At 69.3% G+C, this 14940-nt stretch carries 17 protein-coding genes; 13 read left to right on the forward strand and 4 right to left on the reverse strand.

All coding sequences use genetic code 11. The features are described from left to right. The first annotated feature begins 196 nt into the window (after positions 1 to 196). The 10 genes from UAJ10_RS05030 to UAJ10_RS05075 are packed head-to-tail and all read left to right on the forward strand — an operon-like array spanning position 197 to position 8696. Positions 197 to 1159 (forward strand): sulfonate ABC transporter substrate-binding protein, encoded by a 963-nt coding sequence (locus tag UAJ10_RS05030; protein ID WP_322914264.1) that lies wholly within the window; start codon positions 197 to 199, stop codon positions 1157 to 1159. Next, positions 1156 to 2385, forward strand: coding sequence for an FMNH2-dependent alkanesulfonate monooxygenase (ssuD, locus tag UAJ10_RS05035; protein ID WP_322914265.1), 1230 nt, complete (start codon positions 1156 to 1158; stop codon positions 2383 to 2385). Before UAJ10_RS05030 ends, ssuD begins: the two co-directional genes overlap by 4 nt. Continuing rightward, positions 2382 to 3170 carry an aliphatic sulfonate ABC transporter permease SsuC gene (ssuC, locus tag UAJ10_RS05040; RefSeq protein ID WP_322914266.1) on the forward strand — a complete coding sequence of 263 codons (789 nt, stop codon included), beginning with the start codon at positions 2382 to 2384 and terminating at the stop codon, positions 3168 to 3170. Before ssuD ends, ssuC begins: the two co-directional genes overlap by 4 nt. After that, entirely contained in the window at positions 3167 to 3931 is a 765-nt protein-coding gene (locus tag UAJ10_RS05045; RefSeq protein ID WP_322914267.1) for an ATP-binding cassette domain-containing protein, read from the forward strand. The genes ssuC and UAJ10_RS05045 overlap by 4 nt, the downstream gene beginning before the upstream one ends. A 31-nt stretch (positions 3932 to 3962) precedes the next feature. Then, positions 3963 to 4934: an aliphatic sulfonate ABC transporter substrate-binding protein gene (locus tag UAJ10_RS05050; protein ID WP_322914268.1), complete on the forward strand. Its 972-nt coding sequence runs from the start codon at positions 3963 to 3965 to the stop codon at positions 4932 to 4934. A gap of 4 nt (positions 4935 to 4938) precedes the next feature. Continuing rightward, the gene (locus UAJ10_RS05055) at positions 4939 to 5397 is read left to right on the forward strand and encodes a hypothetical protein (RefSeq protein ID WP_322914269.1); all 459 of its coding nucleotides are present in this window, start codon (positions 4939 to 4941) and stop codon (positions 5395 to 5397) included. Beyond that, positions 5307 to 5789 carry an ABC transporter permease gene (locus UAJ10_RS05060; protein WP_322914270.1) on the forward strand — a complete coding sequence of 161 codons (483 nt, stop codon included), beginning with the start codon at positions 5307 to 5309 and terminating at the stop codon, positions 5787 to 5789. The genes UAJ10_RS05055 and UAJ10_RS05060 overlap by 91 nt, the downstream gene beginning before the upstream one ends. Then, positions 5789 to 6571: an ABC transporter ATP-binding protein gene (locus tag UAJ10_RS05065; RefSeq protein WP_322914271.1), complete on the forward strand. Its 783-nt coding sequence runs from the start codon at positions 5789 to 5791 to the stop codon at positions 6569 to 6571. Before UAJ10_RS05060 ends, UAJ10_RS05065 begins: the two co-directional genes overlap by 1 nt. A 39-nt stretch (positions 6572 to 6610) precedes the next feature. Then, positions 6611 to 8119 carry an FAD/NAD(P)-binding protein gene (locus UAJ10_RS05070; protein ID WP_322914272.1) on the forward strand — a complete coding sequence of 503 codons (1509 nt, stop codon included), beginning with the start codon at positions 6611 to 6613 and terminating at the stop codon, positions 8117 to 8119. A 34-nt stretch (positions 8120 to 8153) separates the two neighbouring features. Next, positions 8154 to 8696, forward strand: a complete 543-nt coding sequence (locus UAJ10_RS05075; protein WP_322914273.1) for a hypothetical protein — start codon at positions 8154 to 8156, stop codon at positions 8694 to 8696. A gap of 78 nt (positions 8697 to 8774) precedes the next feature. Here the strand turns inward: UAJ10_RS05075 and UAJ10_RS05080 are convergent, their stop codons facing one another. Then, positions 8775 to 9857 (reverse strand): branched-chain amino acid aminotransferase, encoded by a 1083-nt coding sequence (locus tag UAJ10_RS05080; RefSeq protein WP_322914274.1) that lies wholly within the window; start codon positions 9855 to 9857, stop codon positions 8775 to 8777. 175 nt (positions 9858 to 10032) lie between these two features. Here UAJ10_RS05080 and mhpT point away from each other — a divergent pair, with 175 nt between their 5' ends. Continuing rightward, entirely contained in the window at positions 10033 to 11244 is a 1212-nt protein-coding gene (gene mhpT, locus UAJ10_RS05085) for a 3-(3-hydroxy-phenyl)propionate transporter MhpT (protein WP_322914275.1), read from the forward strand. A 98-nt stretch (positions 11245 to 11342) separates the two neighbouring features. Here the strand turns inward: mhpT and UAJ10_RS05090 are convergent, their stop codons facing one another. The 3 genes from UAJ10_RS05090 to UAJ10_RS05100 form a co-directional block, all read right to left on the reverse strand. Then, positions 11343 to 11570 (reverse strand): hypothetical protein, encoded by a 228-nt coding sequence (locus UAJ10_RS05090; RefSeq protein WP_322914276.1) that lies wholly within the window; start codon positions 11568 to 11570, stop codon positions 11343 to 11345. Positions 11571 to 11623: 53 nt separating this feature from the next. Then, on the reverse strand, positions 11624 to 12010 hold the full coding sequence (locus UAJ10_RS05095; protein ID WP_322914277.1) for a hypothetical protein: 387 nt from the start codon (positions 12008 to 12010) through the stop codon (positions 11624 to 11626). Positions 12011 to 12076: 66 nt separating this feature from the next. After that, positions 12077 to 12862 carry an enoyl-CoA hydratase gene (locus UAJ10_RS05100; protein ID WP_322914278.1) on the reverse strand — a complete coding sequence of 262 codons (786 nt, stop codon included), beginning with the start codon at positions 12860 to 12862 and terminating at the stop codon, positions 12077 to 12079. 343 nt (positions 12863 to 13205) lie between these two features. Between UAJ10_RS05100 and UAJ10_RS05105 the strand changes: the two genes are divergently transcribed. Both UAJ10_RS05105 and UAJ10_RS05110 read left to right on the forward strand, forming a co-directional pair. Continuing rightward, positions 13206 to 14021, forward strand: coding sequence for a FadR/GntR family transcriptional regulator (locus UAJ10_RS05105; RefSeq protein ID WP_322914279.1), 816 nt, complete (start codon positions 13206 to 13208; stop codon positions 14019 to 14021). A 55-nt stretch (positions 14022 to 14076) separates the two neighbouring features. Beyond that, positions 14077 to 14937 carry an alpha/beta fold hydrolase gene (locus UAJ10_RS05110; RefSeq protein ID WP_322914280.1) on the forward strand — a complete coding sequence of 287 codons (861 nt, stop codon included), beginning with the start codon at positions 14077 to 14079 and terminating at the stop codon, positions 14935 to 14937. Positions 14938 to 14940 lie beyond the last annotated feature (3 nt).

Here is a 14940-nt window from a genome sequence, read left to right on the forward strand (position 1 = left end):
TATGCTCAGGCGCCGCGCACCGCAATTTGCCCGCCTATATTTCACATATAATCATAGTTATTAAATCATATTGACACTGTGTTTAACGCCAATTTAGCATCTCGGCGAAACGTGAATTCACACGTCTTGAGCGATAAATAGCAAGTCGATAGTGTGAATTTCCGACAGCCAGCCGGACGACCGACGGGAGATTGTGATGGGTAAAGCCTTTTCCGCCTTTTGCCGGTTGGCCCTGGCCGCCGCCCTGACCCTGGGCATCGGCACCGCCAGCGCCGCGGAAAAGCCGGTGCGCATCGGCTATCAGAAGTACGGCACGCTGCTGTTGTTGAAGGAAAGCGGCAAATTGGACGCGCAGTTGAAAGCCCAAGGCATCGCTGTGGAATGGCGGGAATTCCCCGGCGGACCACAGTTGCTGGAGGCGCTGAATGTCGGCGCGCTGGACTTCGGCATCACCGGTGAGGCGCCGCCCATCTTCGCCCAGGCGGCGGGCGCCCCCTTGGTCTATGTCGGCGTGGAACCCCCGGCGCCCAAGGGAGAGGCCATCCTGGTGCCCAAGGACAGCCCGTTGAAAAGCGTGGCCGACCTGAAGGGCAAGAAGGTGGCGCTGAACAAGGGCTCCAACGTGCATTACCTGCTGGTGAAGGCGCTGGAGGATGCGGGCCTGGCGTACAGCGACATCCAGCCCACCTACCTGGCGCCGGCCGACGCCCGCGCGGCGTTCGAGCAGGGCAGCGTCGACGCCTGGGTCATCTGGGACCCCTACTATGCCGCCGCGCAGGCGGCCACCCAGGCGCGCGTGCTGGTGGACGGCGTGCGCGCCGATGGCAGCCCCCTGGTGGCCAACCACCAGTTCTATCTGGCAGAACGCGGCTTCAACGAGACCCGGCCCCAGGTGGTGCAGACCATCCTGGCGGCGCTGAAGGACATCGACGCCGCATCACGCGGCGATCAGAAGGCCGTGGCCCAGCGCCTGAGCCCGCAGGTGGGCATTCCAGCACCGGTGCTGGAGACGGCGCTGGCCCGCATGGGCTACGGCGTGCAGCCCATCACGCCCGACGTGATCGCCGCCCAACAGAAGATCGCCGACACCTTCCATCAGCTGGGGCTGATCCCCAAGCCCATCCGCGTCTCCGACGCCATTCCGGGATCGAAGTCATGAGCAATACCGCCCTTCCCCCCGCCGAACCGGTGACGGAAGCCCCCGTAACCGAGGCGAACGTCTTCTGGTTCATCCCCACCCACGGCGACGGCCGCTACCTGGGCACCACGCATGGCGCGCGCGCCGTCAGTTTCGATTATCTGAAGCAGATCGCGCAGGCCGCCGACAGCCTGGGCTATTACGGCGTGCTGCTGCCCACCGGCCGCAGCTGCGAGGACAGCTGGGTCATCGCCTCGGCCCTGGCCCCGCTGACGGAGCGGCTGCGCTATCTGGTGGCGGTGCGGCCGGGCCTGCAATCGCCCGCGGTGTCGGCCCGCATGGCGGCGACCCTGGACCGCGTGTCCAACGGCCGGCTGCTGATCAACGTCGTCACCGGCGGCGACCCGGTGGAGAACGCCGGCGACGGCATCTTCCTGTCGCACACCGAGCGCTATGAGGTGACGCGCGAATTCCTGTCGGTCTGGACCCGCCTGATCGCCGGCGAGACCGTGCATTACGAGGGCAAGCACATCCGCATCGAGGATGGTCGACTGTTCTTCCCCTCCCTCCAGCGCCCTTACCCGCCCCTGTACTTCGGTGGGTCGTCCGCCGCCGGCATCGACGTGGCGGCGGAGACGGTGGACAAGTACCTGACCTGGGGTGAACCGCCGGCGCAGGTGGCGGAGAAGGTGGCCGCCGTCCGCGCCGCCGCCGCCGCCAAGGGCCGCACGGTGACCTTCGGCATCCGCCTGCACGTCATCGTGCGCGAAACCAACGAAGCAGCCTGGCGTGCCGCCGATGAGCTGATCCAGCATGTCGACGACGCCACCATCGCCCAGGCGCAAAAGACCTTCGCCCGCATGGACAGCGTGGGCCAGGCCCGCATGCAGGCGCTGCACGGCGGCCGGCGCGACAAGCTGGAGGTCAGCCCCAACCTGTGGGCCGGCGTTGGCCTGGTGCGCGGCGGCGCCGGCACCGCCCTGGTGGGCGACCCCGAAACGGTGGCCCAGCGCATGAAGGAATACATGGCCGTCGGCATCGACAGCTTCATCCTGTCCGGATATCCACACCTGGAAGAGGCGTACCGCTTCGCCGAGCTGGTGTTCCCCTTGTTGCCCCTGGCGCCCGGCAATGGACGCGACCGGGGCGAGGCCACCAACCACGGTCCCTTCGGCGAGCGCATCGCCAACACCCTGCCCCCGGCGGCCAAGGAAGCCACAGTCCTGCGCCAGGCGTCGGCATCATGACACGCGCCAAGGCCCTGCGCCGGGGGCTGGTCCCCTGGCTGCTGCCCCTGGCCCTGCTGGCCGGGTGGGAAGTGGCGGCCAAGGCGGGATGGCTGTCCGCCCGGGTGCTGCCGGCGCCCAGCGACATCGCCGTCGCCTTCTGGACGACATTGCGCGACGGCAGCCTGCCCCACCATGTGGGCATCAGCGCGGAACGCGCCGTGCTGGGCCTGATCATCGGCGGCGGCCTGGGCTTCGCCCTGGGCCTGATCAACGGCGCCCTGCCCATCGCCGAGGACATCCTGGACAGCAGTTTGCAGATGCTGCGCAACGTGCCGCACCTGGCCATCATCCCCATGGTCATCCTGTGGTTCGGCATCGGGGAGGAGGCCAAGGTCTTCCTGGTGGCCGTGGGTGTCCTGTTCCCCATGTACCTGAACACCTTCCACGGCATCCGGTCCGTCGATCGGGGCCTGGTGGAGATGGGGCGGGTCTACGGTTTGGGGCCCGTGGCCCTGTACCTGCGCGTCATCCTGCCGGGCGCCCTGCCCGCCATCCTGGTGGGCCTGCGCTACGCCCTGGGCATCATGTGGCTGACCCTGATCGTGGCGGAGACCATCTCCGCCTCCTCCGGCATCGGCTACATGACCATGAACGCGCGGGAGTTCCTGCAGACCGACATGGTGCTGCTGGGCATCATCGTCTACGCCCTGCTGGGCAAGCTGGCCGACATCGCGTCCCGCTGGCTGGAACGCAGGGCGCTGGACTGGAACCCATCCTTCCACACCGGGCTGGAGGCGGCATGATGGTTCCCCTGCGTGCGGTTCCCAATTTTGAAGAGCCGGCACCCGTCATCGGCAAGGGCCTGGAATTGGCCTTCGACGGCGTCACCAAGGCCTTCGGCGACGTCGGCGTGCTGCGCGGCCTGGATCTGCTCATTCCGGCCGGGCAGTTCGTGGCCGTCGTCGGCCGCTCCGGCGGCGGCAAGACCACCCTCATGCGCCTGATCGCCGGGTTGGACAGCCCGACCGGCGGCACCATCCGCATCAATGGCAGCGCCCGCAAGGGCTTGCAGCCCGACGTGCGCCTATTGTTCCAGGACGCCCGCCTGCTGCCCTGGCAGCGGGTGCTGAGCAATGTCGGCATCGCCCGCGGCCCCGGCTGGAAGGCGCGGGCCCAAGCCCTGCTGGCCGAGGTGGGGCTGGCCGATCGCGCCGGCGACTGGCCCTATGTCCTGTCCGGCGGTCAGAAGCAGCGCGTGGCGCTGGCCCGCGCCCTGGTGACGGAGCCGGGCATTCTGCTGCTGGACGAGCCCTTCGGCGCCCTGGACGCGCTGACGCGGGGCGACATGCACCGCCTGCTGACCCGGGTTTGGCGCCAGCACGGCTTCACCGCCATCCTCATCACCCATGACGTGGCCGAGGCCGTGGCCCTGGCCGACCGTGTCCTGGTGCTGCGCGAGGGCATCGTCGCCGACGATGTCGCCATCGACATTCCCCGCAACGCCCGCACCCCCGGCGCGCCGCGCCTGGCGGAGTTGGAACGTCGCATCCTGAGGGCCGTCTAAAGAAGGCCAGAACAAGAAGGAAAGCACCCGAATGACGACCTTTACCCGCCGCACCCTGCTGGCCGGCGGCTTGGCCGTGGCCGCCGCCCCACTGCTGCGCCCGGCCCGCGCCCTGGCCAAGACGACCGAGCTGCGCCTGGACTTCGCCACCTACAGCCCCGTCAGCCTGCTGCTGAAGGACAAGGGCTGGCTGGAGGAGGATTTGAAGGCGGATGGCGTCAGCGTCCGCTGGGTGCAGTCCCTGGGTTCCAACAAGGCGCTGGAATTCCTGAACGCCGGCAGCCTGGACTTCGGGTCCACCGCCAGCGCCGCGGCGTTGTTGGGCCGCATCGGCGGCAACCCCATCCGCTCCGTCTACGTTTATGGCAAGTCGGAATGGACGGCATTGGTGGTGCCGGCGGACAGCCCGGCGAAGTCCATCGCCGACCTGAAAGGCAAGCGCATCGCCGTGACGCGCGGCACCGACCCGCACATCTTCCTGGTTCGCGCCCTGGCCAGCGCCGGCCTGACCCAGGACGACGTGAAGCTGGTGCTGGTGCAGCACCCCGATGGCAAGCAGGCCCTGCTGCGCGGCGACGTGGACGCCTGGGCGGGGCTGGATCCGCTGATGGCGGCGGCGGAGGTGGAGAACAACGCCCGCCTGCTGTACCGCAACCCCGCCTTCATCAGCTGGGGCGCCCTGAACGTGCGGGAGGAGTTCGCGGCCGACAACCCGGCCCTGGTGCAAAAGGTGCTGGCCGCCTATGAAAAGGCCCGGGCCTTCGCCCTGGCCCATCCGGATGCCTTGGCCGCCAGCTTGGTGGCCCAGACCAAGTTGGCGGACGCTGTGGTGGCCAGGCAGTTGCAGCGCACCGACCTGAGCCAAGGCCACCTGAAGCCGGCACAGGCCGATAGCGTGGTCGCCTCCGGCTTGGCCATGCAGCAGGTAGGTCTGATCGAGGCCGGCGTGGACGTGCGCAAGGTGGCGGCAGAGCTGGTCGACAGCCGCTACGCGGTGGGCTGACGCCATGACGGCGGAGGCGACGGCGGGCTTGGAGAACGGCGCGCTGGCCATCGCCGCCGCCGGACCCCGGCCTTGGGGATTGCCGCGTCTGGACTGGCGCCCCCTGCTGCTGGGCCTGGCCCTGCCGCTGCTGGCGGCCCTGGCGTGGGAGGCGGCGGTGCGGTCGGGCCTGGCCACCGGTCGCCTGGTGCCGCCGCCCAGCCGCGTGGCCGTCGCCCTGTGGAAACTGGCCCGGTCGGGGGAGCTGTGGCCCCACGTCGGCGCCACGGCGGCCCGGGTGGGCGCCGGCTTCGCCCTGGGCGGTGCCGCCGGCATCCTGTCCGGCCTGGCCGCCAGCTATTCCCCCTGTTCCGCCGCCTGGTGGACCCGGCATTGCAGGGCCTGCGCGCCATCCCGTCGCTGGCCTGGGTGCCATTGTTCCTGCTGTGGCTGGGCATCTTCGAAACCTCCAAGGTCGCGCTGATCGCCGTGGGCGTCTTCTTCCCCGTCTATTTGGGCGTCATGGGCGCCGTGCTGGGCGTGGACCGCAAGATCGTCGAGGTGGGGCGCATCTACCGCCTGTCCGGCCTGGCGCTGGCGCGGCGCATCTTGCTGCCCGCCATCCTGCCGGCCCTGGTGGTGGCCCTGCGCACCGGCCTGGGCCTGGGCTGGATGTTCGTGGTGGCGGCCGAATACATGGGCGCGTCGGAGGGCATCGGCTATCTGCTGGTGGACGGCCAGCAACTGGGCAAGCCCGACCAGATCATCGCCGCCATCCTGGTCTTCGCCCTGCTGGGCAAGGCGGCGGACGCGATCATCGTGGCACTGGCCGCCCCGGCGCTGCGCTGGCAGGACGCCTATCAGGGGGGCCGCTGATGAGCGTGGACCTTGAGATCTCCGGTCTCGCCAAGACCTATCCCAACGGCCTGCGCGCCCTGGGCGGCATCGACCTCCGTGTGCCGGCGGGCGAGATCCTGGCCATCGTCGGCGGCTCCGGCTGTGGCAAGAGCACGCTGCTGCGCCTGGTCGCGGGGCTGGAAACGCCCAGCGCCGGATCGGTGCGCGTGGGCGGCGACCTCATCAACGGCCCCCATCCGGCGGTGGGCCTGGTGTTCCAGGAACCCCGCCTGTTGCCCTGGCTCAGCGTCGCCGACAATGTGGGCTTCGGTTTGGCGGCGCTGCCGCCGGGCGAGCGGGCCGTGCGCGTGGCGACGGCCCTGGACCGCGTGGGCCTGACGGCCCACGCCCAGGCCTGGCCACGCGAACTGTCAGGCGGCCAGGCGCAGCGCGCAGCGCTGGCCCGCGCCCTGGTGACCCGGCCGCAGGTCCTGCTGCTGGATGAGCCGTTCTCCGCCCTGGACGCCCTGACGCGTACCGCCCTGCAGGACCATCTGCTGGAACTCTGGGCCTTCGAGCGCCCCACCCTGGTGCTGGTGACGCATGACATCGAGGAGGCACTGGTGCTGGCCGACCGCGTGGTGACCCTGCGCCCCCGCCCAGGCCGCGTCGACGACATCCGGACGGTGGCGATGTCCCGTCCCCGGGACCGCGACGCCCACGCTTTTGAAGTTCATAAAAGGCAACTACGTGCCGCCTTGAACCAATCGCTGGCCCCTGACACTCTGGCACCCGACAGCCTGACCGCCGCCGCCCTATGACCGGCACCGCCGTAACCGGTATCACTGATCGGGTTCCGCATGTCCCTGGGTGACACGCCCCAACAAAGAACCGCACCCCGCGTCGTCATCCTGGGCGGCGGGTTCAGTGGGGCCGTGGCCGCCCTGCACCTGGCCCGGGGCACGCCCGTGCCGGTGGACATCGACATCGTGGAGCCGCGCCCGCTGCTGGGGGGCGGCGTCGCCTATTCCACCCCGGACCCGCAGCACCGCATCAACGTGCCGGCGGCGCGCATGAGCGCCTTTTCCGCCGACATGGGCCATTTCGACCGCTGGCTGCGCCGCTCCGGCGTGCTGGCCACCGATCCGCAGGCTTTGGTCAAGGGCGGCCACATCTTCTCCAGCCGGCTGGAATTCGGGCGCTATCTCGACGGGCTGGTGCGGGAGCAGGCGGCGTCCGACGGACCCGCCCACATCCGGCATGTGCAGCAGCGCGCCACTTCCGTCACCCCCATCCCGCGCGATGCGCCGCCAGGCCAATCCTTCGGCTATGCCGTGGCGCTGGAGAACGGTGGCCGCCTGGTGGCCGACATGGTGATCATCGCCACAAGCCACCCGCCGCCGGCCCCGCCCCCCGCCCTGGTGGAGGCCCTGGGCGACGACCCGCGCCTGATCGCCAACCCTTGGGCGCCCGGCGCGCTGGACGGGTTGGATCCCGGCGCCCGGGTACTGGTGGTTGGATCGGGCCTGACCATGGCGGACATCCTGGCTACCCTGGAGGCCGGCGGGCACAAGGGCCCCATCACCGTCTTTTCCCGCCGCGGACTGACGCCCCGTGGCCACGCCCTGGACACGGGCGATCTGGTGGGCGACTTCGCCACCCGGCCCGAGGTGACGGCCCTGGCCCTGCTGCGGCGCGTCCGCGCCACCGTGGCCGCCGCCGGGGCGGAGGGCCAGCCGTGGCAGGTGGTGCTGGATGCAGTGCGCCGCGACGCCCGCGCCATCTGGCAGGCCCTGCCCTTGGCTGAGAAGCGCAAGCTGTTGCGCCACCTGCGTCCCTTTTGGGATGCGCACCGCTATCGCATCGCCCCGCAGCCGGAGGCGACGATCCAGGAATTACAGGCGCGGGGGCAGCTGGAAATCCTGGCGGCCAGCCTGGCCGACATCCGGGCCGATGCCGAGGGCGTGCACGCCACCTTGCGCCCCCGCCGGGGCGGTCCCACCCTGATCCGCACGGCGGATGCGGTGGTGGTGGCCACCGGCCCCGCGCACGATCATCTCATTGACGCCGTGCCGGCCCTGGCGCCCCTGGTGGCGGCCGGGCGCCTTCACCCCGACGCGCTGGGCCTGGGCATCGCGGTGGATGACCAGAGCCGGGTCATCGATGTGCGCGGCATGCCCGATGAGACGCTGTGGGTGGCCGGCCCCCTGGCCCGCGCCACCTTCGGCGAGTTGATGGGCCTGCCGCAGGTGCTGATCCACGCGGAGGAGGTGGCGCGGTCCGTGGCCAAGCGCCTGCCGGGCCAGACAGCGCCAGATGTGCCAAAAAACGGCGCGCGTTCCAGACCGGGCGTCGCTCTAGCGGGTTAATGCCCCAACTGACGCGTTGATGGGAAAAACGAATATGATTTTTGAAGTGAAATCGCCCGATGCCACCGAAGCGGCCAATACGGGAAAATCCGTGATGCTGCCTCAGATCACGCCCGGCTTATCAACGGGTGTCGCCACTTATGTCAACGGCAGTCTCATCAACTCCATCCCCGCGTGGTGCGTACTGCCCGGCTCAACCGGCGACGCAGCAGCTCCGGCAGCCTTTGAGAAAACCGCCATCGCAAACAGGCTCGCCCAGAAGACGGACGATGCCCAAGGGGAGTGGATGCGCATCGCCAATCTGCCTGTGAACAGCCTCCCTGGGCACTTGGGGTCTTTACTGCCAAGCCCCGCCGTTATCGGCCCGGCTATTGGCCCCATGGCCGTCGCAAGCGGTGCCGTCATGGGCGGCCCCCACCCACAGATCGGCAGTGCCCCCGGCATATGGGCCGCCGCCAATCAGTACAAGGACGGCCGCCCGGTTTCCACGACACCCGATGCCGGGCGGAGCAATTGTGTCTTGGGGACGACGGAGGCAGGGGTGCCCGCTTGGCAGATTTTGCCCTTTGGCACATGACGCGGCGGGAATTCCGGCGCTGATGAACTGAAGGCCACGTCCCGGCGCCTTATGGGCGCCGGGGGTTTACAGGTATGGCTACAGGACGCGGCGGATCCAGCCATCCACCAGCGGGGCTTGGCTGCCGCGCTGCATGCCGACCAGGCGCTCCCGCAGGCTGGCGGTGGTCGATCCGCCCTCGCCGTTGCCGATGACGAAGTCGCCCTGCCCCGTCCGCACGGTGCCGATGGGAGCCAGCACGGCGGCGGTGCCGCAGGCGAAGGCCTCGCGCACCCGGCCGGTGGCGGCATCCTCCTTCCATTGCGCCAGGGAATACGGCTCTTCCACCACCGTGTGGCCCAGGCTGCGCGCCAGCTGGATGATGCTGTCGCGGGTGATGCCGGGCAGGATGGTGCCGCTGAGCGGCGGGGTCAGCAGACTGCCGTCATCGCGGACGAAGAAGACGTTCATGCCGCCCAGCTCCTCGATCCAGCGATGCTCCGCCGCATCCAGGAACACCACCTGGTCGCAGCCGTGCTTGCTGGCCTCCAGCTGGGCGATCAGGCTGGCGGCGTAGTTGCCGCCGCACTTGGCCGCACCGGTGCCGCCGGGGGCGGCGCGGGTGTAGTTCTCCGGCGCCCAGATGGTGATCGCCTTGGCCCCGCCCTTGAAGTAGGCGCCCACCGGGCAGGCGATGACGCAGAAGATGTACTCCGACGCCGGCCGCACGCCCAGGAAGGCCTCGTTGGCGAACATGAAGGGGCGGATGTACAGGCTGCCGCCCTCCCCGCCGGGGATCCAGGCCTGGTCGATGCGCACCAGCTGCTCCACCGCCTCCAGGAACAGCTCTTCCGAAATCAGGGGCATGGCCATGCGCTCCGCCGATTCCCGGAAACGGCGGGCGTTGGCGTCGGGACGGAACAGCGTCACGCCGCCGTCGGCCGCCCGGTAGGCCTTCATGCCCTCGAAGATTTCCTGGGCGTAGTGCAGCACGGCGGCGGCCGGATCGAGCGCAAACGGTACCCGCGCCGTGACCTTGGCGTCGTGCCAGCCCTGGCCCTCCGTCCAGCGGATGGTCACCATGTGGTCGGTGAATACCTTGCCGAAGCCGGGGTTTTCCAGGATGCGGGCGCGCGTGGCGTCGTCGGTCGGATTGGAAGTGCGGTCTATCGTGAACGTCATGATCTCAAGCCTTCGTGTCCCCATGCCGGTAGCCTAACCGATCGGCTGGCCGCATACGGTCATGCATTTTTGGTCCCAGGTGGTACGGCGGATTTTCAAAGCTGCCTAGCGGACGGATCAGATCGAAGCTAAATCTGATGTGAAACGCCATTAAAGAACAACGGCGGAGGACGGGATGGGCGAAACATTGCCGATGGCGGGGACGGCCAACCCTGTGGGGCTGACCGCGGGCGCGCAGCGCCTGACCATGGGCCTGTGCTTCCTGGCGGCCGCCATCGAGGGGTTCGACCTGCAGTCGGCCGGCGTGGCCGCGCCCCGGCTGGGTCCCGCCTTCCAGCTGAACCCCACGCAAATGAGCCTGGTGTTCAGCGCGGCCATCGCCGGCCTGATCGTGGGCGCCCTGGTGGGCGGCCGCGTTTCCGACCTCAAGGGGCGCAAGGTGGCGCTGATGCTGTCGCTGGGCGTCTTCGGCCTGTTCTCCTGCCTCACGGCGCTGACCTGGGATTATCCCAGCCTGTTGGCCGCCCGCTTCCTCACCGGCCTGGGCCTGGGCGGCGCCTTCCCCAACCTGATCGCCATCGCGTCGGAAAGCACGGAGCGGGGCAAGGCCGGCGCCGTGGCCGTGATCTATGCCGGCATGCCCTTGGGCGGGGCCCTGGCCGCCTTCATGGCCTTGCGCGGTGGCCACGGCGACTGGCAGACGGTGTTCTGGGTGGGCGGCGTCGCCCCCCTGGCGCTGCTGCCCATCCTGGCCGTGGCCCTGCCCGCCTTCCGCATGGCGCCGCCGGCCGACGCGCCGCGCCAGGGCATCCTGCAAGCCTTGTTCGCGCCGGGACGGCGCATCGACACCGGCGCCCTGTGGCTGGGGTCTTTTTTCGCGCTGCTGGTGCTGTACCTGCTGCTGAACTGGCTGCCCGTGCTGCTGTTGTCCCGCGGGCTGCCCCGTACCCTGGTGCTGGGGGTGCAGATCGTCTTCAACATGGGCGGCGCCTGCGGCTCCGGCATCGCCGGCCAGTTGCTGGAACGGGTGGACCGCCGTCTGGCCGTGATCGTCATCTTCCTGGCCCTGGCGCTGGCCCTGGCCGGCCTGGCCGGGGCGGAGGCCAACTTCCTCATGGCCGTGGCCGCCATCGCCGGCGCGGCGGTGCTGGCGGCGCAGGCCATGATCTATGGGCTGGCCCCCAGCTATTACCCGGCGGAGGTGCGTGGCCTGGGCGTGGGCGCCGTGGTGGCCGCCGGGCGCCTGGGCTCCGTCGTCGGGCCCCTGCTGGCCGGCCAGTTGATCGCCGGCGGCGGCAGCAGCGCCGACGTGCTGACGGGCATCATCCCGGTGGTGGTCCTGAGCGGCATCGCCACCTTCGTGCTGGTGGCCCGCCGCCACGCTTAGAGTTTTTCTGACTTCCGTTGAAGGGTCAGAAAAACTCTAAGCTTTTGTTTCGCCGTGCGATTCACGCTCCAGACGAGTCCATCCGGAACGATCGCACTCTAGGCGGGAATGGCCGCCCCCTCCAGCCGCATGCGCCGGCCGCGCCGATGATCCACCGGGGTGGCCAGGCGCAGCAGGTGGCGCTTGTGCTGGACGGAGGCGACAGTACGGCCCAGGGCCTGGGCGATTTCGCGGTCGCCGTGGCCGGCGGCGTTCATGGCGATCAGCTGAGCCAGGCTTTCCTCATCCCAGGATCGCGCGGGGCCCAGTTTGGCGGCGCTACGCATGCTCTCACCTTGAGTGTTAGAAACGGCGTCCAAGTGTTTGGTAAAAATGAACTCTAGGCCTTAAGTCGCACTTCCCCGTCTTTCCACGGCGCCCGGGCGGCGAAGAGGAGTTCGCCTTCCTCCACCATGCGCTGGGCGATGGAGCCGTCGACCTGCAGGGCGCTGCGGAAATCGCCCATGCACAGGACCGTCACGGCGGCGGGCAGGTTCAGGCGGCCCAGGGTGGCCAGCGCCAGGTTGCCGTCCCAGTAGGGCAGCGGCGCCTCGTCATCGATGACGATCAGGAAGTGGCCGGTGGCCCCCTCACCACGCATCGGCGATGGGACCAGGAGGTAGATGCGCCACGGGCGCAAGGCGTTGACCAAGGCCAGCAGGGCGGCCGCTATCCGTTGCGCGCCAACCCACCGGTCGCCCCAGTGCCCGGGCCCCTCCGCCGCCATGCCGTCCTCCCTGGGTAGGTCGTCTCCTGTTCCGCGTCGCCGTTGCCTGGTGTCGAATGGAAGCGCTTACCGGCCCTTGAACTGGGGCGGACGCTTCTCGGCGAACGCGCTCATGCCTTCCTTCTGGTCCTCCAGCGCGAAGGTCGAGTGGAACAGCCGGCGCTCGAACCGCAGGCCTTCGGCCAGGGTCAGCTCGAACGCGCGGTCCACCGCCTCCTTCGCCATCATCACGGCGGGGCGGGAATAGCCGCAGATCTTCTCCGCCACCTTGATCGCCTCATCCACCAGCTCCGCCGCCGGAATGATACGCGCCACCAGGCCCGCCCGCTCAGCCTCCGCCGCGTCCATCATGCGGCCGGTCAGCACCAGTTCCATGGCCTTGGCCTTGCCGATAGCGCGGGTCAGGCGCTGGGTACCGCCGGCGCCGGGAATGGTGCCGATGGTGATTTCCGGCTGGCCGAACTTGGCCGTGTCGGCGGCCAGCAGGATGTCGGCCATCATGGCCAGTTCACACCCGCCGCCCAGGGCGTAGCCCGCGACCGCCGCGATGGTCGGCTTGCGGCAGGTGGCCAGGCGCCCCCACTTCTTGGTGATGAAATCGCCCAGGTAGGCGTCCATGTAGGTCTTGGACTGCATCTCCTTGATGTCCGCGCCGGCGGCGAAGGCCTTTTCGCTGCCCGTCAAGACGATGGCCCCGATGGCGTCGTCCGCCTCCAGGCGGTTCAGCGCATCCTCCAGATCGGTCACCAGCCCGTCGGACAGGGCGTTCAGTGCCTTGGGACGGTTCAGGCGGATCAGGCCCACGGGGCCCCGCACCTCGACCAGGATGTTCTCGTAAGCGAACTCGGACATTGGGGTCCTCTCCAGGATGATTATCGTGGGCGTCGTTCCGCGGCGCCGGGTGGGGACCAGACCCCATACCACGGCCCGGACGGTCCCCGCGACCTGCCCGACATCATCGAAGGGGCAGGCGAATACCGAAGTCACCAGGATTATTCAGCGATCCGCCCGGCCTGACTAGGAAAAGGGGGTGAAGGCTGGAAACGGCGCTTGCGAAGCTTGTGAAGGCGTTTCCCCGTCGCCGCTCACGCGGCCGCCGCGTCCCCCTTCCCCAGCCCGAAAGGTTGCCTGTTACGGGCAATCCTGGAATGATCCGCCGCGATGCGCGGGCCCCACGGCCCCAAACCGGTACCCTATGCCCCTGCCCGCACGTGAAACAGACACCGTGACGACCCAGACTGCAAACACGCCCCCGGTTCCCGCACGCGGCGGAGCGCCGGCCCAGGCGGCGCGGCGGATGCGCGATGAGATCCTGGCGCTGCCCGATGGCGCGCCGCTGGGTTCGGAAGAGGAACTGCTGGCCCGCTATGGCCTGAGCCGGCCCACCCTGCGTCAGACCGCCCGCATCCTGGAGCAGGAGCAGCTGCTGGTCGTGCGACGGGGCAATGGCGGCGGCTATTACGGCCGGCGGCCGGACATCGGGGCCGTCACCCAGGCCGCGGCGCTGTACCTGCGCCTGCGTCAGACCACCGTGCGCGACGTGCTGGACGCCTTCCAACTGGTGAATGTGGAGGCCGCCCGTCTGGCCGCCCTGACGGATACCATGAGCGCCGACGCCAAGGGGGGCGCCGACGCCACGGGCGCGCGGCTGGATCTGGCGGAGTTCCGCCAGCATCTGGTGGACCGCAAGGACGCGACCTACCTGGCGGCCGACGTGGTGCGGGACGAGGTGGCCCTCTACGCCATCCTCATGCGCATGGCGGGCAACCCGGCGCTGGAGCTGTTCCACCGCACGCTGTTCGAATTCGGCCAGCGCGACGCCAACCTGCGTGTCTTCCAGGGGCATCCCGAGCGTTGCGCCCACTGGCGCACCGGCCGCCTGCGCATGGTGGACGCCATCCTGGCCCGCGACCCGGAGATGGCCGTGCTGCTGGCGCGCCGGCAAAACCGCCTGATGCTGGACTGGGTGTCGCCGGAGGTGGAGCGGGAGTCCATCGCCCCCCGCGATTGACTTAACAAGAAGGGGGCGGTCATTCCGCCCCCGTAATGTCACAGGGATAACGCCGATGAACGGGCCCGTCTCGCGCTTCTACTTCTCCGACCGCCTGCGCCTGCACTATGCCGAGTGGGGGCGGGAGGACAAGCCCACCCTGCTGCTGGTCCACGGCGGACGCGACCATTGCCGCAGCTGGGACTGGGTGGCGCAGGATTTGGCGCGCGACTTCCACATCCTGGCGCCCGACCTGCGTGGCCATGGCGACTCCGCCTGGTCCCAGGGCGGCGCCTACACCCTGGCGGAGGTGGTGGCCGACCTGGTGCAGCTGCTGCGCCAGCGCGCCGGCCGCAAGGTGGTGGTCATGGGCCATTCCTATGGTGGCGCGGCGGCCCTGTTCCTGGCCAGCCTGTATCCCGAGCTGGTGGAGCGGCTAGCGGTGGTGGAGGGCACCTGGCCCTGGCAGGAGCTGCGGACGCAAAAGCCCCTGGCCGACCGTTTCCGCGCCTGGGTGGACAAGGTGCACGAGCTGTCGGCCCGTGGACCGCGCAAATATCAGACGCTGGAGGAGGCCGTGGCCCGCATGCAGGCGGAGAACAGCTTCCTGTCGACCGACCAGGCGCGCCACCTGACCGTCCACGGCCTGCACCAGAACGAGGACGGCACCTACAGCTGGAAGTTCGACAACTACATCCGCACCGCCTATCCCTTCCGCATCAGCCTGGATGAGTTGCGGGACCTGTGGTCGGCCGTCACCTGCCCCACCCTGCTGGTCAACGGCGGGAAAAGCTGGGTGGAGGATCCGGTGGCCAACGGGGCCGCCGCCCTGTTCCCCCAGGGCCGCACAGCCATGATCGCGGAGGCCGGCCACTGGCCGCACCACGACCGGCTGGACGATTTCATGGCGGTCACGCGACCCTTCCTGGTGGGCTGACTG

Origin of the sequence: Nitrospirillum guaranorum (assembly GCF_034653275.1) — a bacterium.
In the GTDB taxonomy this organism is placed as follows: Bacteria; Pseudomonadota; Alphaproteobacteria; order Azospirillales; family Azospirillaceae; genus Nitrospirillum.